Annotated in this window: 19 protein-coding genes and 4 tRNA genes; 10 read left to right on the top strand and 13 right to left on the bottom strand. The window is 71.7% G+C overall.

Going from position 1 to position 17,927, the window contains the following annotated elements; all coding sequences use genetic code 11:
- Nucleotides 1-6 precede the first annotated feature (6 nt).
- The 5 genes from AFR_RS19190 to AFR_RS19210 are packed head-to-tail and all read right to left on the bottom strand — an operon-like array spanning nucleotide 7 to nucleotide 4,686.
- On the bottom strand, nucleotides 7-2,223 hold the full coding sequence (locus AFR_RS19190) for a xanthine dehydrogenase family protein molybdopterin-binding subunit (RefSeq protein ID WP_023362452.1): 2,217 nt from the start codon (nucleotides 2,221-2,223) through the stop codon (nucleotides 7-9).
- Nucleotides 2,220-3,191, bottom strand: a complete 972-nt coding sequence (locus AFR_RS19195; RefSeq protein ID WP_023362453.1) for an FAD binding domain-containing protein — start codon at nucleotides 3,189-3,191, stop codon at nucleotides 2,220-2,222. The genes AFR_RS19190 and AFR_RS19195 overlap by 4 nt, the downstream gene beginning before the upstream one ends.
- Nucleotides 3,188-3,703: a (2Fe-2S)-binding protein gene (locus tag AFR_RS19200; RefSeq protein WP_041840980.1), complete on the bottom strand. Its 516-nt coding sequence runs from the start codon at nucleotides 3,701-3,703 to the stop codon at nucleotides 3,188-3,190. Before AFR_RS19200 ends, AFR_RS19195 begins: the two co-directional genes overlap by 4 nt.
- 10 nt (nucleotides 3,704-3,713) lie before the next feature.
- Nucleotides 3,714-4,226 carry a flavin reductase family protein gene (locus tag AFR_RS46135; RefSeq protein WP_063749617.1) on the bottom strand — a complete coding sequence of 171 codons (513 nt, stop codon included), beginning with the start codon at nucleotides 4,224-4,226 and terminating at the stop codon, nucleotides 3,714-3,716.
- 55 nt (nucleotides 4,227-4,281) lie between these two features.
- Nucleotides 4,282-4,686 carry a hypothetical protein gene (locus tag AFR_RS19210; RefSeq protein WP_023362456.1) on the bottom strand — a complete coding sequence of 135 codons (405 nt, stop codon included), beginning with the start codon at nucleotides 4,684-4,686 and terminating at the stop codon, nucleotides 4,282-4,284.
- A 92-nt stretch (nucleotides 4,687-4,778) separates the two neighbouring features.
- Between AFR_RS19210 and AFR_RS43725 the strand changes: the two genes are divergently transcribed.
- A complete protein-coding gene (locus AFR_RS43725; RefSeq protein WP_023362457.1) occupies nucleotides 4,779-5,351 on the top strand; it encodes a TetR/AcrR family transcriptional regulator in 573 nt (190 codons plus the stop codon).
- A 231-nt stretch (nucleotides 5,352-5,582) separates the two neighbouring features.
- Here AFR_RS43725 and AFR_RS19220 read toward each other — a convergent pair.
- The 4 genes from AFR_RS19220 to AFR_RS19235 form a co-directional block, all read right to left on the bottom strand.
- Nucleotides 5,583-5,655, bottom strand: a tRNA-Ala gene (locus AFR_RS19220).
- 104 nt (nucleotides 5,656-5,759) lie between these two features.
- A tRNA-Trp gene (locus AFR_RS19225) sits at nucleotides 5,760-5,834 on the bottom strand.
- Between the two features lie 24 nt (nucleotides 5,835-5,858).
- The gene (locus tag AFR_RS19230) at nucleotides 5,859-7,391 is read right to left on the bottom strand and encodes an ankyrin repeat domain-containing protein (RefSeq protein WP_023362458.1); all 1,533 of its coding nucleotides are present in this window, start codon (nucleotides 7,389-7,391) and stop codon (nucleotides 5,859-5,861) included.
- Between the two features lie 38 nt (nucleotides 7,392-7,429).
- Nucleotides 7,430-7,503 (bottom strand) — tRNA-Gly (locus AFR_RS19235).
- 133 nt (nucleotides 7,504-7,636) lie between these two features.
- On the opposite strand from AFR_RS19235, the gene AFR_RS19240 reads away from it, so the two are divergent.
- Genes AFR_RS19240 through AFR_RS19250 form a run of 3 tightly spaced genes read left to right on the top strand, consistent with a single transcriptional unit; the run spans nucleotide 7,637 to nucleotide 9,688 of the window.
- Nucleotides 7,637-8,230, top strand: coding sequence for a hypothetical protein (locus tag AFR_RS19240; RefSeq protein WP_041840982.1), 594 nt, complete (start codon nucleotides 7,637-7,639; stop codon nucleotides 8,228-8,230).
- Nucleotides 8,227-8,904: a fibronectin type III domain-containing protein gene (locus AFR_RS19245; protein WP_023362460.1), complete on the top strand. Its 678-nt coding sequence runs from the start codon at nucleotides 8,227-8,229 to the stop codon at nucleotides 8,902-8,904. Before AFR_RS19240 ends, AFR_RS19245 begins: the two co-directional genes overlap by 4 nt.
- Before the next feature lie 37 nt (nucleotides 8,905-8,941).
- Nucleotides 8,942-9,688, top strand: coding sequence for a metallophosphoesterase (locus AFR_RS19250; protein ID WP_023362461.1), 747 nt, complete (start codon nucleotides 8,942-8,944; stop codon nucleotides 9,686-9,688).
- A 9-nt stretch (nucleotides 9,689-9,697) separates the two neighbouring features.
- Here the strand turns inward: AFR_RS19250 and zwf are convergent, their stop codons facing one another.
- Nucleotides 9,698-11,092, bottom strand: a complete 1,395-nt coding sequence (gene zwf / locus AFR_RS19255) for a glucose-6-phosphate dehydrogenase (RefSeq protein WP_023362462.1) — start codon at nucleotides 11,090-11,092, stop codon at nucleotides 9,698-9,700.
- A gap of 192 nt (nucleotides 11,093-11,284) precedes the next feature.
- Between zwf and AFR_RS19260 the strand changes: the two genes are divergently transcribed.
- Nucleotides 11,285-12,085, top strand: a complete 801-nt coding sequence (locus tag AFR_RS19260; RefSeq protein ID WP_023362463.1) for a hypothetical protein — start codon at nucleotides 11,285-11,287, stop codon at nucleotides 12,083-12,085.
- A 57-nt stretch (nucleotides 12,086-12,142) separates the two neighbouring features.
- Here AFR_RS19260 and AFR_RS48440 read toward each other — a convergent pair whose 3' ends face one another.
- Nucleotides 12,143-12,274 (bottom strand): hypothetical protein, encoded by a 132-nt coding sequence (locus tag AFR_RS48440; RefSeq protein ID WP_274519532.1) that lies wholly within the window; start codon nucleotides 12,272-12,274, stop codon nucleotides 12,143-12,145.
- Nucleotides 12,275-12,426: 152 nt separating this feature from the next.
- Here AFR_RS48440 and AFR_RS19265 point away from each other — a divergent pair, with 152 nt between their 5' ends.
- Nucleotides 12,427-13,380: a GlxA family transcriptional regulator gene (locus tag AFR_RS19265; RefSeq protein WP_023362464.1), complete on the top strand. Its 954-nt coding sequence runs from the start codon at nucleotides 12,427-12,429 to the stop codon at nucleotides 13,378-13,380.
- Here AFR_RS19265 and AFR_RS19270 read toward each other — a convergent pair.
- Together AFR_RS19270 and AFR_RS19275 are read right to left on the bottom strand one after the other, a co-directional pair.
- Nucleotides 13,361-13,774, bottom strand: coding sequence for a hypothetical protein (locus AFR_RS19270; RefSeq protein ID WP_023362465.1), 414 nt, complete (start codon nucleotides 13,772-13,774; stop codon nucleotides 13,361-13,363). The two genes, AFR_RS19265 and AFR_RS19270, sit on opposite strands and share 20 nt — an antisense overlap.
- Entirely contained in the window at nucleotides 13,771-14,592 is an 822-nt protein-coding gene (locus AFR_RS19275; protein ID WP_023362466.1) for a metallophosphoesterase family protein, read from the bottom strand. The genes AFR_RS19270 and AFR_RS19275 overlap by 4 nt, the downstream gene beginning before the upstream one ends.
- A 78-nt stretch (nucleotides 14,593-14,670) precedes the next feature.
- On the opposite strand from AFR_RS19275, the gene AFR_RS19280 reads away from it, so the two are divergent.
- The 4 genes from AFR_RS19280 (at nucleotide 14,671) to AFR_RS19295 (ending at nucleotide 17,906) form a co-directional block, all read left to right on the top strand.
- A tRNA-Tyr gene (locus tag AFR_RS19280) sits at nucleotides 14,671-14,754 on the top strand.
- 56 nt (nucleotides 14,755-14,810) lie between these two features.
- Nucleotides 14,811-15,119: a hypothetical protein gene (locus tag AFR_RS19285; protein WP_023362467.1), complete on the top strand. Its 309-nt coding sequence runs from the start codon at nucleotides 14,811-14,813 to the stop codon at nucleotides 15,117-15,119.
- A 244-nt stretch (nucleotides 15,120-15,363) separates the two neighbouring features.
- Nucleotides 15,364-15,846: an RNA polymerase sigma factor gene (locus AFR_RS19290; RefSeq protein ID WP_023362468.1), complete on the top strand. Its 483-nt coding sequence runs from the start codon at nucleotides 15,364-15,366 to the stop codon at nucleotides 15,844-15,846.
- Nucleotides 15,846-17,906: a bifunctional diguanylate cyclase/phosphodiesterase gene (locus AFR_RS19295; protein ID WP_023362469.1), complete on the top strand. Its 2,061-nt coding sequence runs from the start codon at nucleotides 15,846-15,848 to the stop codon at nucleotides 17,904-17,906. Before AFR_RS19290 ends, AFR_RS19295 begins: the two co-directional genes overlap by 1 nt.
- The last annotated feature ends 21 nt before the right edge of the window (nucleotides 17,907-17,927 follow it).

Genomic DNA, 17,927 nt, shown 5'->3' on the forward strand with positions numbered 1-17,927 from the left:
CACCCCTCACAGTCCGAGCACCTTGTCGGGCGTGATCGGCAGGTCGCGGATGCGCCGGCCGGTGGCGTTGTGGACCGCGTTGGCGACCGCCGCGGCCACGCCGACCATGCCGACCTCGCCCACGCCCTTGCCGCCCAGCGGCGCCATCGGGTCCGGGTGGCCGAGCCAGGCGACCTCGATCGGCGGGATGTCGGCGTGGACGGGTACGTGGTACTCGGCCAGTGAGGCGTTGAGGACCCGTCCGGTCCGCTCGTCGAAGACCGTCTCCTCGCTCAGTGCCGAGCCGATACCCATCACGATCGCGCCGCGGAACTGGCTGGCGGCCGTCCGCGGGTTGATGATGCGGCCGGTGTCGAACATGCCGAGCCACCGTGACACCCGGACCTCGCCGGTGACGTCGTGGACCCGTACCTCGCAGAACTGCACCCCGAAGGAGTGCATCGCGTGCTGAGCCGTCTCCGTCGGCGGTGAAGCGGCGCCCTCGCCGGTGAGCTCGCCGCGACCGGCCCGGCGCAGGATGTCCGGGTAGGACTGCCCCGCCCCGCCGTCTCGCAGGTAGACGCCGCCGTCGCGCAGTGACACGTCGTCCGTACCCGCACCGGCCAGGGGTGAGTCCGAGGCCGTGAGGCGCAGCAGTTCCGCGATGAGCGCCCGGGTCGCCGCCACCACCGAGGCGATGATGCTGACCGTCTGCGCTGACCCGCCCGCCGGCACCGCTGCGGGGTGGCGGCTGTCGCCGTACTCGAAGTGCACCCGGTCCAGCGGTAGACCCAGATGGTCGGCGGCGTACTGGGCCTGGACGGTGGCGGTGCCCATGCCCATCTCGTGCGCCGCGGTGCGGACGGTCGCGTGCCCGTCCGCGCTCACCGTGACGGAAGCGCGGCCGCCCGGCATGCGGGTGTAGGGGTACGTGGCGGTGGCGACGCCCTGGCCCACCCACCACCGCCCGTCCCGCCGCGAGCGTGGTGTCGAGCTGCGCTCGGCCCAGCCGAACCGCTCGGCCCCCAGCCGGTACGCCTCGACGAGGTGCCGTCCGGAGAACGGTTTGCCGTTGGTCGGATGCACCGCCGGCTCGAGCCTGGTACGGAGCTCGAGCGGATCCAGGTCGAGCTGCTCGGCGAGCTCGTCGAGCGCGCACTCCAGGGCGAACGAGCCCACCGATTCGCCGGGCGCCCGCATGGACGAGTTGGCCGGCGTGTGGAGTTCCACCACGCGCTGGTCGATGCCGAACGCGTCAGCGCCGTAGAGGACCCGGGCCGGGAACGTGCACTGCTCGGCGAAGCCGTCGTTGACGCCGGTCGTGGTCGTCGCCTCGTGGACCAGCGCGGTGAGCGTCCCATCCGCCCGGGCGCCCAGTGCCACCCGTTGCTCGGTGCGGGTCCGGCCGCCGGTCACCCGGAAGACGTCGGAGCGGGACAGGACCAGCCGGACCGGGCGTTGCGCCAGCCGCGCGGCCGCGGCGCACAGGATCTGGTGGCTCCACATCATCTTGTTGCCGAAGGCGCCCCCGACGAACTGCGAGACGACCCGGATGTTCTGCGGATCGAGGCTGAAGACCTCGGCCAAGGTGGCCTGGGAATGGGTGATCGCCTGGGTGGCGTCCCACATCGTCAGGCTGCGCTCGTCGTGCCAGGCGACGGTGGTGGCGTGCGGTTCGATGGCGCAGTGCGTGTGCCACGGCGTCCGGTAGACCCGGTCGACGCTGGTGTGGGCGGTCCGCAGGGCCGCAGCCGCGTCTCCGAGCGTCACCGCGGGCGCCTCGCCCTGGACGTGATCCGGCTGCGGCGCGCCGATCTTGAGGTCGTCGAAGAGGAGCCGGGCCTCGGTGGGGGCATAGCTGATCCGGACGAGTGAGGCGGCGTGGTCGGCCTGTTCCGGAGTCTCGGCCACCACGATGGCGACCGGCTGGCCGTTCCAGCGGATCCGTGCGTCCTGCATGACGGGCGCGCGGGTGAACGAGGCGCCCTGCAGTGTGATCAGCAGCGGCGCGATACGCATGGCCGGTGCGTTGTCGTGCGTCATGATCGCCACCACGCCGGGCGCCGACCGCGCTCGGGTCAGGTCGATGCCGACGATCTCGCCCGCGGCGATGGTGCTGCAGACGAGCTTGGCGTGCGCCAGGCCGGCGACCGGTACCTCGGCGGTGAACCTGGCTGCGCCGCTGACCTTGGCGGGGCCGTCCCGCCGGGGGACGGCTCGACCGACGATCTGGTCGGCGTTCATGACAACTCCTCGAGAGTGGCGACGAGCACGCGCCGTACCAGTGGGATCTTGAAGGCGTTGTGCGCCAGTGGCCGCGCGTCGGCGAGCGCCGCGTCGGCCGCCCGTTCGAAGGCCGCCCGGGTTGCCGGGGCTCCGACCAGCGCCTCTTCCGCCGCGGCGGCGCGCCATGGTTTGGCTGCCACGCCGCCCAGCGCCAGCCGGGCCGAGATGACCACACCGTCGCGGACCTCGAGCAGTGCGGCGACGGAGATGAGCGCGAAGGCGTAGCTGGCCCGTTCCCGGACTTTCCGGTACGCCGAGCGTGCCGCCGCGGGCGGCATGGGCACGCTGACCGCCGTGATGAGCTCGCCCGGTTGCAGAGTGTTCTCGATGTGCGGGGTGTCGCCGGGCAGCCGGTGCAGGTCCAGCAGCTCGGCCGTGCGCGGCCCGGCCGGTCCGGCGAGGTGGACGCGGGCGTCCAGCGCGGCCAGCGCCACGCCCAGATCCGACGGATGGGTGGCCACGCACTGCGAGGACGCGCCGAGGACGGCGTGCATCCGATTGTGGCCGTCGATGGCGTCGCAGCCGCTGCCGGGCTCCCGCTTGTTGCAGCGGGCACCGGTGTCGTAGAAGTAGAGGCATCGGGTGCGCTGCAACAGGTTGCCGCCGACCGTGGCCATGTTGCGGATCTGGCCCGAGGCGCCGTTGACGATCGCTTCCGCGATGATCGGGAAGTCGCGGCGGACGACCGGGTCGGCGGCCACGTCGGTGTTGGTGGCCGCCGCTCCCATCCAGAGTCGTCCGTCCGGGCCGATCTCGATGCGCGCGGGCAGCCGGGAGACATCGACCAGCGCCGCCGGGCGCTCGATGTTCTGCCGCATCAGGTCGACGAGATTGGTGCCGCCGCCCAGGTACACCGCGCCGGGTGTCGCCGCCGCTGCCACCGCCGCCGCCACATCGCCGGCCCGTTCGTAGGTGAAGGGCTTCATCGCGGTCCGCCCACGTAGGTCTCCTCGATCGCGGCGACGATGCCGTTGTAGGCGCCGCAGCGGCACAGGTTGCCGCTCATCCGCTCCCGGATCTCGTCGGAGGACAGGTCGAACGACGCGGCGCCGATCTCGGAGGACACCCGGCTCGGCACCCCGCGCGCCACCTCGTCCGCCATGCCGATCGCCGAGCAGACCTGGCCGGGCGTGCAGTAGCCGCACTGGAAGCCGTCGTGGGCGATGAACGCCTCCTGCAACGGATGCAGCTCTCCGTCCCGGCCGACACCCTCGACGGTGGTGACGGCTCGGCCGTCGGCCTGGGCCGCCAGGGTGAGGCAGGCCAGCACCCGCCGGCCGTCCAGGAGCACAGTGCAGGCGCCACAGGCGCCCTGGTCGCATCCCTTTTTCGGGCCGTGCAGGCCGGCGTCGGTGCGCAGGTGGTCGAGCAGCGAGCGCCGGGTGTCGGCGATGGCGATCTCGTGCGGCGTGCCGTTGATGACGATCACGGAGTTCACCTTCTCTGGATCAAGGGAACAGCGGGGCGGCCGTGGGTTCGATCCGGCCCAGACCGCGCTGCCAATAGATGAGGGGCCGTGCTTCGGAGCTGCTGCGCAGGTCCGCGACGGCGAGGAGGACCAGCTGGTGGTCGCCCACGGCGATCTCGTTGTCGCTCTCCGCCTCCAGCCACAATGCGGCGCCGGGTAGCAGGGCGGCGCCGTCCGGCGTCTCCACCGGATCGAGGCCGGCGAAGCGGTCGCCGGTGCGCGAGCTCAGCTGCCGGACGAGGCCGCCCTGCTGCTCGGAAAGCAGACTGATGCCGAGCGAGCGCGAACGGCGCAGGGCCCGCCAGGTCCGCGATCCCGACCGGACGGAGAGCAGGGCGCGCGGCGGATCGAACGAGACACCCGTCTCGAAGGTCGAGGCCACCATGCCCACGAGCTCGCCCCCCACGCGGGCGGCGACGGCGGCAAGGGAGGTCGGTGACCGGGTGAAGGCCTCCTCCACGTCCTGCCGCGTGGACAGGGGCATCCGCTGCATGCCGGGCTCGTCAGCGCGGTGGGGCGCCTGCGGCGCCGGTGCGGTCGCCGCCATGTCAGGAGATCGCCGTCGGCGCCGGCAGGGGCTTGCGGTTGCCCTCGACGAACGTGATGCGGGCCCGCAGCGAGTTCAGGCGGCCCCAGGAGTAGTAGTAGTCGTCGAGGAGGTCCTTGCGGCGCAGGTGCGGATGCGCGTCAAGGAACTGTGCCGAGGTCTGCCCCGGGTCATCGATCTCGCCCGCGATCAGCTTGATCCATGCCTTGGTCCGCGTCATGTGCAGCATGAACGGCAGCGCGCCGAACCGGTACGCGAGCCGCCGGAGGCCGCGGACGAACTCCTGGGCACCTTGCGCCTCACCCTGTTCGCGCACCAGAAGGTAGGCCACCCGGAGGTGGTCCTCGTGCGGGAACACGTCCAGCCGGCTCCGCCGGAAGCCGGCGAGGAGCTCTTGATCGTTCATCGGATCCCTCCCAGTAAAGCGGACGGAATAGTCCGTTTCATCGACCACCATAGCGTGAAGCGGACGGAATCGTCCAGCTAGACTTCTGGGCCATGGACAGCGGTGGCACGGACACGAAGACCATGCGCAGAGACGCGGCGCGTAGCCGCGCGGCGATCCTGCGCGCGCTCGACACCATGTACGCCGAGGAAGGTTCCGTGCCGGGGATGCATGCGCTGGCCGCCCGGGCGGAGGTCGGCGTGGCCACCCTGTACCGCCACTTTCCGACCCGCGAGGACCTGCTGACCGCACTCGCCGTGGACCGGCTGGTCCACCTCGTCGAGTTCGCCGACCAGGCCGGCGCGACGCCGGACACGGCCCAGGCGGTGCGGAACTTCTTCGAATCGGTCGCGGGTGCCGGATGCGACCCGGCGCTCGTGGCCCACCTGTCACCGGACTCCGCCGACAGGGCTTCGCAGGAGCTGCTCACCCGCTTCCAGCGCGGCCTCGACCACCTGCTGGAACGCGCCCACGCCGACGGGGTCATCCGGGCCGACGCCCAGCGGGAGCACGTCATCGCGCTGCTGCACGGCCTCCTGGCGACGGTCGCCCACCTCGGCGATCAGCCCGGCGGCTGTGACCTCGCCGTCGACATTCTGGCCCGGGGCCTGGCCGCGCCTCAGTAGACCGGCCGCTTCCCGCCCCACCCGGCCGGCCGAGGCGGGGTCGGCACAGTCGGGCCTTGGTGGATTGGGTTTGCCCGACATCCTTGAAGTTGGGCCTGGGCGGCACCGGGTGTGCTTGCGTGCACCGCGCGAACCCGTCACCCCGCGGGCGGCACGGTCAACCCCGGGCGTAAACCGCGAGCCCGTGCGTAAGTAACCCGGGCAACAGCGCCCATGGGTGAGTGCCTGGGGCGAGACCGACCGGATTCGAACCGGCGTCCCCCCGGATGCGGTCCGGATGCGTCGACCTCTGCGCTACGGCCTCGCCACGCGGAAGCGTAAACCACCGTGTCCTGGACTTCGGCGCGAGACCGACCGGATTCGAGGGGTCGGGCCGGTCTCGCCGCGCGGAGGCGTGACGGCATGGGGCAGGGCCGGCCGGATTCGAACCGGCGTCCTCCCGGTTTTGGAGACCGGGCGCGTCGACCTCTGCGCTACGGCCCTGCCGGGCGGCAGCATAGCGAAACCTCAGCGGGCGCGGAGCCGGCTCAGCACTGTGGCCGCCGTGTGGTCGCCGTTGTCGCGGGCGGTCGGGTTGGCGCCCGCCGCTGCCAGGGCGGCCATCGCGGGTTCGGCGCCGGATTCCGCTGCTGCGTGGAGTGGGGTGCGGCCGTTGTGGTCGCGGTCGTCCAGGGAGAAGCCGGCGGCGAGGAGCACGGGCAGGACCCGGCGGTGGTCGACGTGGGCGACCAGGTGGAGCAGCGTGCCGCCGCCGGGTGTTCGCAGGGCGGGGTCGATGCCGTCTGCCAGGCGGGCCAGCAGTCCGTCGGTGTCGCCGTGGAGTGCCAGCGCGAAGAGGTCCTGGCGGTCTTTACGGACGGCTTTCGGGATCGGTTTGGCGCCACTGCGCCAGGCGCGGACGGCGGCCGCACAGCCGCCTATCGGGCCGCCCAGGCCGGCGAGGACGAACTCGCGGCGGATCTCCGCGTCGTCGTGGTGCGGGGTGAGCAGACGCCCGCCTGTGGCGATCACGGTGTGCCATTCCGTGCCGCATCGGACGCGGATCGGGACCGGCTCGTGCCCGGCGGGCGGTGGCCGCTTCTGGACGCGGCCGGGGAAGAGCGCCTCGTGGATCAGTGGGTGGAGGTCGTCGGGTGTGAGGTCACCCTGGCGGAGCAGGGCGGCGTCCATCGGTGCCGGCACCCCGAAGGCGCGGGGGCCCGGCTCAAGTTTTTCCTCCCGCTCGGCGACGGTGGTGCCGTTCACGGCGTACAGGCGGGTGGGGGTGGCGAAGCGGGTCCGGGCGTACCGGTGGGTGAGTCTGGTGATCTCGGCGTGCGCCGTCGGCAGGGCCGTGGCCAGCTCGGCCAGGGACGCGGTGACCTCCTGGTCGTGCCAGTAGTAGACCTGGCCGCGGGGTGTCGGATCGAGGTGCAGGCCGGCGGCCGCAAAGGCTTCGGTGGCGACCGGGGCAGCGGAGATCCGCTCGAACACGGCCGGGCGGTCCGCTCCCTCCTCCGGCGGGGTCACGGTCCCCTGGGGGTACGGGGTCCCGTCGGGGAAATGCCACGGGAGTCGTGTGTCGGAGGCGCCGCACGCCCAGCGCCGGGCGGCGACGGCGTCGGCGTGCCAGGCCCAGTCGGGCAGGTCGTAGAAGTGCTCGGGGACGCGGTGGCCGACACGCAGCGCGATCGCCTGCCGGGGTGATCTCCCGCCGCGTGGCAGGCTGGCGATCAGCCGGGGCTCGTCGCTGTGCAGCGGCTCGTGGCGGAACAGCACCACAGTGGCCGAGTGCCGCAGCAAGCCCTCGCTGCGCGGCAGGAAGCGCCGGAGCAGGTCGGGGGCGAGGCCGCGCAGATCGGCCTCGATCCGCGCGGCGTGGTGGGCGCCGTAGGTGCGGGCTACGTCGGCGAGGTCGATGTGGACGTCGACCATGGCTGCCTCGCACGCGCCGCGCCAGTCGCCGGCGAGGCGTCGTTCGGTGGCGACGGTGACCATGCCGGGCGGCATGAAGTGCGCCAGGTCGCGCGCGTACCTCTCGCGTTCGCGTCGCCGCTCCACGGTCGTGCCTCCTCTGCGGCTGCCCGCGTTTGTGCAGGTGGCGGACCGGCCGGGATCGAACCGGCGTCCTCCGCATGGGCAATGCGGCGCGACGACCTCTGCGCTACGGCCCGCCGTCGCGAGACTTTATCGGCTCCGGCTGTTGCTTTCCGCCCCGCCTTCTTTCACAGTGACATTTGTCGATGGCTGACACTGATGTGAACTCGTCCACATACGTGGACGTTGTCCGTCCGAATGGAGGCATCATGAGAAGAAGAGCAGCGGCTGTCCTCGCCGCGGTGCTCGCCCTCGCCGCCGCACCGTCCCCGGCGTCCGCCGCACCTCTCGAGACCGGGCCCTGGACGTCGTACTCGCCGACGTTCGACCTGCAGCAACGCGGGTGCGGTACGGCGAGCGGGCTGACGTTCCGGCTGACCTGCTCGACGGCGAGCGGCGACCAGCGCGCCGAACGCCGGTACGCGACCTACAGCAGCGGCGTCCGCCAGTTCGAGGGGTACTTCCGGATCACCAGCATGCCGGGGTCCCGGATCAGCCTGAAGCAGACCTTCGGCCCCAGCGGCCCGTTCTTCATGCTCGCCGTCGAACGCGGTGGCCGCCTCTACGCCGTCCACGGCGGTACGACCCTCGCCACCGGTGCGACCGTCGGCACCGAGGTCCGGGTCAACACGGTGCACAACACCGGGAACGGTGCGCACCGCACGTACATCAACGGCTCGAACCGCCACTCGCAGACCGGTGGCGGCGGCGGTTACTACGACAAGTTCGGCGCCTACCGTACGGAGAGCGGCGCCGGACCGGTCGACGTCACCTGGAGCGGCATCCAGTTCTGGCGCAAATGATCCGCCGCACCCTGCTGGTTGTCGTGCTCGTCCTGGCCGGCTGCTCCGCCGGCCGGGGCGGGCCGGCGATCACCCTGACCGCGACCCTGACCACGCCCGTCGACATCGACCTGCGCTGGGAGGGCGCCGAACCGGGGACGGCGGCGCAGATCGCCGAGTTCGCCACGGACCCGCGCGGGCCGTGGACGATCCTCGAGTTCCTGCCCCCGGACCGGCGCACCTACCGCCATCCGGACCTGATGCCGCGGACCGCGTTCTCGTACCGGATCCGCCCGGTCCTCGGCCCGGCCACACCCCCGGTGCCGATCCGCCTGACTGCGCCGTCGTTCGACGTGGCGGCGCCGGCCGACCTCAGCTGGGCGGCGCCGAGAAGCCTGCCGGGCACCACGGGCAACGGAGTGCCGGGCGGCGCTCCGACCGGTCTGCTGGCCGAGCCCCGGACCCGCGACGCGATCCTGCTCACCTGGACCGACACGTCGTCGGACGAGGAGGGTTTCCTCGTCGAGATCCTCCCGCAGGGCGCCGCGGCCTGGTCGGTGGTCATGGTCGTGGACCCGGACATCACCTCCGTCGGCGTCCAGGCCCTCGACACGGAACGCACAGCCGACATCCGCGTCCGCGCCCACCACTACGGCACCCCCTCGGGGACAGCGACCCGCACGACCGGCGGCTAGCTTGCTAACCGAGGGCCGGACGACACAGGGGGATGCCATGTTCGTGATCGCTCATCTCAGTGACACCCACATCGACGACACGCCGGAGTCCGCGGAGAAGACCGCACGGGTGCTCGGGTATCTGAACGCGTTGCCGCGCCCGGTGGACGCGATTCTGATCACCGGGGACATCGCCGACAACGGGCGTGAGGACGAGTACCGGGTGGCGGCGAAGCTGTTCGCCTCGGAGCTGCCCGTGCTGGTCCTTCCGGGCAACCACGATGTGCGGGACGCGTACCGGAAAGGGCTGCTGGGGGACGCCGCCGGGGGTGACGGGCCGATCAACAGCCGGCACGAGGTGGCCGGGGCGGTTTTTCTGCTCGCCGACTCCAGCATCCCGGGCCGGGACGACGGGCGGCTCGACGAGGAGACACTCGCCTGGCTCGCTGCGGAGCTCGCGGCCGTGCCGGCGGGTGTGCCGGTCTTCATCGCCTTCCATCACCCGCCGGTCGAGCTGCACCACCCGTTCATCGACTCGATCCGGCTGCTGGAGCCCGGGCCGCTCGCCGAACTGATGGCCGCGCACCCGCAGGTGGAAGCCGTCCTCACCGGGCACGCCCACACGGCTGCGGCCAGCACCTTCGCGGGCCGGCCGCTGCTGGTGGCGCCCGGTGTGATCTCGACGCTGCGGCTGCCGTGGGAGGGGCCGGGGCCGTTCGCCGACCGTGACCAGCCGCCCGGTGTCGCGTTCCACATCCGGGACGACACCGGGCGGCTGACCACGCACTACCGCGTCGTGATCTGAGGCCGGGCCCTACTGGCCGAGCAGCCAGCCGTGCGGGGCCGCCAGCTTCTTCGCGGCGGCCGGGCCCATCGAGTCCTGCGCGTACTTGTGCAGGCGGGGCGGGTTGTCCAGGATCGGCTGGACCGTGCGCCAGGCCGCCGACAGGCCGTCCGGGCGGGTGAAGAGCGATCGGTCGCCGAGCAGCACGTCGTGAATCAGCCGCACGTAAGGCGGCAGCGGCTCGGCGTCGGGCAGCTCGGCCAGCGGAAGCTTCACCGTGGCCGACTCGAGGTGCAGCTCGATGCCGGGCTTCTTCGCCAGCAGGCTCAGGGCGATCTCACCGTTGCCTGCGAGGGAGAACGACAGGGCGTTCGCCTGACCCGGCAGGCCCTTGAGCGGGCCCTGCGGCGTGCGCAGGACGACGGTCACCCTCTGCTCGCTCACCGCCATCCTCTTCCCGGTACGCAGGAGGAACGGCACACCCTGCCACCGCGGGTTGTCGATCCACAGCTTCGCGGCGACGTACGTGTCCGTGGTGGACCGGGGCTCGATGCCCTTGACCTTGCGGTAGCCGTCGAACTGGCCCAGCACCACCTCGGCCGGGTCCAGCGGCCGGAACGCGCGGATCACCCGCTCGCGCGCCGACTGGAGGTCCGGTGCCGTCAGGGTCTCCGGTGGCTCCATGGCGACCTCGGCGGCGACCTGGAACAGGTGCGTGACCAGCATGTCCAGGACGGCACCGGTCGCGTCGTAGAAGCCCGCGCGGTCGTCGACGCCGAGGTCCTCGGGGACGTCGATCTGCACACTCTCGATGTGGTCGCGGTTCCACATGGCCGCGAACAGCTCGTTGGCGAAGCGCAGCACGTGGAGGTTCTGCGTCGCCTCCTTGCCCAGGAAATGGTCGATCCGGTAGACCTGCGACTCGTCCAGCACCGAGTGCACGATGCGGTTCAGCGAGCGGAAGCCCTTCGGTGACGTGCCGAACGGCTTCTCGTAGACGACCCGGGCCCCCTTGGCCAGGCCGTGCTGTCCCAGCGCCTTGGTCAGCTCCGGGAACGTGACGGGCGGCACGGCCAGGTAGTGGACGAGCTGGGCGCGTGCGCCGACGCGGCGGCGGGCCTCACCGATGACGTCGAGCAGGCTGCCGGGGGAGTCGGTGTCGAAGCCGCCACCCGCGAAGTAGAGCCGCTGCTCGAACTCCTTCCACGGCCCCCGGTCGGGGTGCGGTCCGAACTCGACGAGCACGTCGTGGACGTGTTTGCGGAAGTCCTCGTGAGCGACGTCGCCGCGGCCGTTGCCGACCAGGACCCAGTCCTCGGGCAGCAGGCCCTCGATCGCCAGGGTGTAGAACGCGGGCAGCACCATCCGCCGGGCCAGGTCGCCGGTGGCACCGAACAGCACGAACACAGTCTTCTTCGTCGCCATGGGTCCACCATTCACCGTTCGCGGCGCATCTAATCGCCCTTGTGACCAGGACGTCCCCACCGTATCGAGATCGGATCAAAAAAATCGGCGAGATTTTGAACCGGATGAATTCGGCGCAGAACTGAACCCCCATGCGGTTCGGTCGCGTACTGGCATTCGTACGACATTGATGACCGACGACGAGGAGTGGTGATGAGACTGCGACAGCGACGACGCACCGGGGGCAGCAGCACCGGGGTCAACCGCAAGGCGATCGGCGGCGCAGTCATTGCTGGCGTGCTGGTGGTGGGTGGTGTCACCGGCCTGCAGTACGCCTCCGCGGGCGAACAGAAGAAGGCTTCCGCGATTATCGTGGTCGAAGGCCAGAACTTCGACGTGGCCGGTTGCGAGAAGCTGGAAATCAACGCCGGCGCCGTTGTCTGCGACGGTGAGCAATTGGCGCCCGAGGAGGAGATCGGTGCCGCCGACGCGGCCGCCGCCTCCGCGCAGGCGCTCGAGGATTCGTGCGACCAGTTCGCGATCGACCAGGCCGCCGCGGACGAGGAAGCGGCCGGTGCCGGCGAGGAAGATGCCGCCGGTGAGGAAGGCGCCGCCGAGGACGAGGCCGCCGCTCCTGCCGCTCCGGCCGACATGTCCAAGAAGGCCAAGAAGGCCGTGGCCAAGAAGTGGGCCAAGGGCATGGGCAAGGAGAAGGGCGCCGAGCAGAAGGAAGAGGCCGGTGCGGGTGCCGCCGAGGAGGAGGGCGCCGGTGCTGAGGAGGGCGCTGCTCAGGAGGACCTGGACGCGGCCGTGACCGACGCCCGGGCCGCGCTGCTCGTGGCCTGCCTGGACCTGTCCGGCAAGAAGGCCGCCGCTGCCGAGGCAGCCGGCGACGCCGGTGCGGGCGAAGAGGCCGGTGCAGGTGAAGAGGCCGGCGCTGGTGAAGAAGCCGGTGCGGGCGATGAGGCCGGCGCGGGCGAGGAGCAGGAAGCTCCCGCCAAGGCCAAGAAGTAACAGCACCGCAGCACCGGTCCCGCCCGCGTCACTCGCGGGCGGGACCGGTGCGTCGGATCAATACCTGTCCCGGTCGCGCACACCTTCGAGGGTGGGCTTCCAGTCCGCGCTGTCACGGCTGTCGGCCGTCAGACCGAAGCCCGACGCGATCGCGATGGCGACGAAGAAGAGCAGTACGACAAATCCCATGACCTTCACACCCTTGTTCCGGCTGGCTCGTGTTCCTGGCCGGTGCGCACCGGGTTGCTTGTTCTGAGTTTGCTCCGGTGGCGAACGGCCGGACAGTGGCAGAGATGCCATACATCTTCAAAATCCTGCCAACTCGTCGTAGGCTGGCGGACATGCTGAGGAACGTCGCCGTCATCGCCCTGCCCGAGGTGGCCGTCTTCGAGCTCGGCGTGCTGTGCGAGCTGTTCGGGTACGACCGCACCGCCGAAGGGCTGCCCGGCTACACCTTCTCCGTGTGCAGCGTGGACGGCGCTCCCGTGCGTACCCATGCGGGTTTTTCGATCACTCCCGACCACGACCTGGCGCCGGCCGCCGAGGCCGACCTGGTCGCGATCGTGCCGAACGACACCGACCGGGAGCCGCCCGAGGCCGTCCTCGACGTGCTGCGCGCCGCTCACGCCCGGGGCGCCTGGGTGATGAGCGTGTGCACCGGGGCCTTCGTGCTCGGCGCGGCCGGGCTGCTCGACGACCGGCGCTGCACCACCCACTGGCGGCACACCGAGGCCCTCGCCGCGCGGTTCCCGTCCGCGAAGGTGGACCCGAACGTCCTCTACGTCGCCGACGGCAACATCCTCACCAGCGCGGGCACCTCCGCGGCGGTCGACTGCGGACTGCACCTCATCCGTGAGGAGCAGGGCTCGGCCGTCGCCACCATGCTCGCCCGCCGCATGGTCGTCCCGCCGCACCGTGACGGCGGTCAGGCGCAGTTCATCGAGTCGCCGGTGCAGCCGGTCGAGTGCGAGACGCTGCAACCGCTGCTGACACACGTCCTGGAGACCCTGGACGAGCCCCACACCGTGGACACCCTGGCCGCGCAGGCGCACATGGCGCCGCGGACGTTCGCCCGCAAGTTCCGGGCCGAGACCGGCGCCACCCCGCACGACTGGCTCACCGGCCAGCGGGTGCTGCTCGCCCGGCGTCTCCTCGAGGACTCCGACCTGGGCGTCGACACGATCGCCGTCCGTGCCGGCTTCGGCAGCGCGGCCACCCTCCGGCACCACTTCGGACACCGCCTGAACACGACACCGCAGGCGTACCGGTCGATGTTCAGGACAAGAAGCTCTTGACCCGCCGCCTGCGGGTCGACCACAGGAAGTGGGCGGCGAGCCCGAGCAGGCCCAGCGATCCACCGATGATCAGCTCGGCCTTCGGGGTGCCCTTGTGCACGATCGGCAGCGCGCAGTAGGGCGCGGTGTACTCGACCGCGAGCACGGTCCCCACCGGCGGCCAGTCGCCGTCGAAGTCGTCCCGCCAGATGCTGCACAGCAGCGTGGTCCGCGGATCCGACACGCGCAGCACCACGTTCGCGTCGTCGCCGAAACCGCGGTGCTCGATCACCTCGGCATCGATCAGCGGGCCGTCGGCCACCACCTCGTCCTGGCCGTCACCGGTGATGCCGAACACCAGGCCGAGCACGGAGAGCAGCGCGACGACGAAGATCGTGAGCGCCCTGCCGCTCATCCGAGGATCCGCTTCGGGAGCGCGGGCGCCTCGGGCCGTTTGCCCCACTCGCGCGGGTAACCGAGCGAGACCTCCTCGAAGCGCACACCGTCCTGCCAGGTCGTCCGCGGTATGTGCAGGTGCCCGTAGACCGCGGCCGTCGCCCGGAAACGCCGGTGCCAGTCGGCGGTGAGCTCGGTGCCGCACCACTGCGCGAACTCGGGGTACCACAGCACCTCGGTCGGGTGCCGGTGCAACGGCCAGTGCGTCACCAGCACGGTCGGCAGCGCCGGGTCGATCGCGGCCAGGCGCCGCTCGGTCTGCGCGACGCGGTCCCGGCACCAGGACTCCCGATCCGGGTACGGGTCCGGATGCAGCAACTGCTCGTCGGTGCAGACCACACCCGTCCTGTACGCGTACGCGAGGGACTCCTCCTTGGTGGTGGTCCCCGGCGCCCGGAACGAGTAGTCGTAGAGCAGGAACAGGGGTGCGACGACCACCGGCCCGTCCTCACCGGGCCAGACCGCAAAGGGGTCCTCGGGCGTCAGCACGTCGATCTCCCGGCACATGGCGACGAGCCGCTCGTAGCGCTCGACACCCCTCAGCTGCACCGGGTCCTTGGCGTGCGTCCACAACTCGTGATTGCCCGGCGCCCAGATCACCTTGGCGAACCGCGACCGCAGCAACCGCAGGGTCGCCTCGACCGACGAGAACAGCTCCGCCACGTCCCCGGCCACGATCAGCCAGTCGTCCGGCGACGACGGGCGCAACCCCTCGACGATCCGGCGGTTCTCGGCGTAGGAGACGTGCAGATCGCTGACGGCACACAGAGTCGGCATCGACCGTGATCATGCCAGGCCCCGGCAAAAACCGGTGTCGCCCCCACCCCTCGGACACCTATCGTTCCGGTACGCCCCGCGGGCGCGCCGAAGCTGGAGAGTCGGAGCCGGCTGTAACCCGGTTGCCCTAGCGCTGAGCAGGTTCGAATCCTGCCGCCCGCACACCTTCGCCAGGACACCCGGCCGGTAGAATCCGCCGGTCGGAAGGTGGGGATCAAGTGACGGATGACCCGACGCGGTCGTTGCGGTGGTTCGGCGGGCTCGCCGTGCTGGTGTTCGGCATCGGGCCGGCGGTGATGCTCAGCCTGCTCGTCGCCCAGGGGCGGACGCCGGGGTCGGTCGGCATCCTGCTGATCTTCGCGATCCCGCTGGTGCTGCTCGCCCTGGTCATCGGGGTGCTCGGCATGCGGGGCGGCCCCGACCTCGAGCTGACCAGCCGCCGCATGCACCTGTCCATGGCGCTGGTCGCCGGGGCCGACGTGCTCATGCTCGGAGGGAACGCCATCATCCGCATGATCGCGACCTGAGCCTGGAGCACTGTCCAAAAAAGAATCTTGTGCGTCGATGTCACGCCGAAGGGCTTCCCGAGACCTATCTAGGTGGGAGTTCAACGGCGAACGGAGACATCGGTGGTCGACGCGGACGACGTGGGCAGCTCGACGGCGCCCGCACCACCTCCGGCGGCGATCCCGAACCCGCCGCCGGCCGCACAGATCGAGGAGTTCTTCCGGACAGATCGAGGAGTTCTTCCGGCGTTACTGGGAGGGCCTCGTGCGCAGTCTGCTGCGCGAGGGCGCCAACCGCTGGGAGGCCCAGGACGCCGTTGCCGAGGCGATCCGTGAAGCGCTGCGCCGCTGGTCGGAGCTGACACACCCGGTTGCCTGGGTGCGGACCGCCGCCCGGTCGCACTGGCTCAAGCAGCGGCGCAGCGCCGGGCACGGCGAGCTCGAGGTGCTGGTCGCCGACGTCGCCGAGCTGGGGGAGGGGCGCACCGACCCCGATCTGGTCGCGTACGAGCTGGAGGAGTGGTTCGCCGGTGTGCTGGCGCAGCTGCCACCGGCCCGGCGGGAGGCCCTGGAGCTGTCCGCCCAGGGTTTGACCCCGACCGAGATCGCCGAGCTGGTGGGCAAGACCCCCGAGGCCGTCCGGACGGCGCTGAAACTGGGCCGCCGGCAGGCGGTCGCGATCTGGCAGCAGGTGCCGGGGCAGCGCACGCCGCGCCCGGCCGGCGAGACCGAGGGAGGCGAGCGCTGATGGCCGCACCGGACGACGACGACTCCGTGCTCACCCATGCCATGATGATCGCCGCGCTCAACCAGATCCTCTGGGAGTGCGGGTACGACCCGGTGCCCGAGGACGAGCACGTCCCGGGGGTCTCGGAGAGCGCCGACCGGCTGATCGAGGACGCCCGGCAGCGGGCCGACGGGATCGTCGCCGCGGCCCTGGAGACCGCCGTGCAGTACACCGACGCTGCCCTCGACCAGGCGGCCCGCACGGTGATCAGCGCCCGGCGCACCCTCGCGCATCTCCCGGCCTCCGCCGTGCCGGTCGAGCTCGCCCCGATGCCGGCCTCCGCGGCCGCCGGCACGACCGTCGGCGCTGCCTGGCTCGCCGCGGCCAAGGCCGCCGGCGTCTACCTCCCCATCTCCGAGCAGGTCGCCGCGCAGACCCTCGACGTGTACGCGGGGTGTCTCTACGACGCCGCCCACGCGAGCCCGCCCGACCTCGACGCGGCGTACCGGGTGGGGGTGGAGATCGTCGCCCTCGGGATCTGCCGGCACGAGGCCCTGCCCGCCACGATGGGTCTGGTCCTCGACCACGTCAGCGACGCCGAGATCATCCGCCACCCGGCCCGGCAGGTCGCCGGGGCGTTCGCGGCCGGGTTCGCCGCCGCCCTGCAGGCCCGCACGCTGGCCCAGCAGGAGTCGTTGCACCGGGCCACCCAGCGCGCGGCCCGGGAGTTCCAGCTGGCCCTGCAGAACAGCGAGGCCCGCTACCGCCGGCTCGCCTACTTCGACCCGGTCACCGGCCTGGCCAACAAGGCCCGCCTGGTGCAGCGGCTCAAGCAGTCCGCCAACGGCGACGACCCCGCCCGGCACGTCGGCCTGTGCCTGATCGACCTCGGTGGCCACGCGGCCGTCTGCGAACAGTTCGGCGCCGACGCCGGCGACCACGTCCTGACCGAGGTCGCCCGGCGTCTCCAGCAGCTCTCCCGCCACCCCGACTACCTGCTCGCCCGGCACAGCGGCCACACCTTCGCGATCCTCGTGCAGGACAGCGCCGGGCTGGCCCACCTGGCCGAGCTGGCCGAGCGGATCACCACCGCCCTGGCCGAGCCGACCTCGCTGCCGGGCACCGGCCTCACCGCGCCGCTGCAGGCCGCCGTCGGTGTCGTCGACGTGGCCACCGGAGGCCTCGACGTCTCCCGGGTGCTCGTCGACGCCGAGATCGCCCTGCGGCAGGCCCGGGCCGGCACCACCGGCTGGGCCACCTACGACCCGCAGCCCGCTGCCCCCGGCCGGGCCCGGTCGGCGACCAGCGTGTCCGGCCTGGTCACCGGCCCGCCGTCCTACCAGCCGATCGTCAAGCTCAGCAGCGGCCGGGTCGCGGGCCTGCACACCCGGATGGCCTGGCGGCACCCGCACCTGGGCACCCTCGACCTCACCCGGATCGGTCAGCTCACCGGCGACCGCGACACCACCACCCGGCTCGCCGGCAGCCTCCTGCGGCAGGCCTGCCGCCAGGCGATGAACTGGGACGGCAGCAAGAAGGGCCCGTTCGTCGGCCTCGACCTGCCCGTGCACCAGATCGGCTATCCCGACATCGTCGAGCTGGTCCGCGAGGCCCTGACCGGCAGCGGCCTGCCGGCCAAACGCCTGCACCTGCACCTGTCCGGCGTGGATGCCGTCCCGGCCGGCGCACACAGCCACACCGTGCTGACCGCGCTCGCCGCGTTGGGCGTCCGCATCGTCCTCGATGATTTCGGTACGGGCTACAGCAGCCTCGCCTACCTCCGCGACCTGCCGGTGCACGGCCTGCGCACGCCGGCCTCGCTGCTGCACGTGACGCAGAGCGGGCTCGACGCCGACCGTGAGCTGCTGACCGGCATGACCCGCGTCGCACACGCACTGGGCCTCACCCTCACCGTGCACGGCGTCGACGACGACCAGAGCGCGGCCGTCATCGCCGGCACCGGCTGCGACGGCGCCCAGGGTCTCCAGTTCGGGCTACCCAGCACACCGCACCAGGTCCCGGCGCTGCTCCGCCGGCCGGCCACGCTCAGCGCCGTCCCTGACCGATTGGTGGCTTCGTGACCGACCACAGTGGAGTAAGCT

Origin of the sequence: Amorphoplanes friuliensis DSM 7358 (genome assembly GCF_000494755.1) — a bacterium.
Lineage (GTDB): Bacteria > Actinomycetota > Actinomycetes > Mycobacteriales > Micromonosporaceae > Actinoplanes > Actinoplanes friuliensis.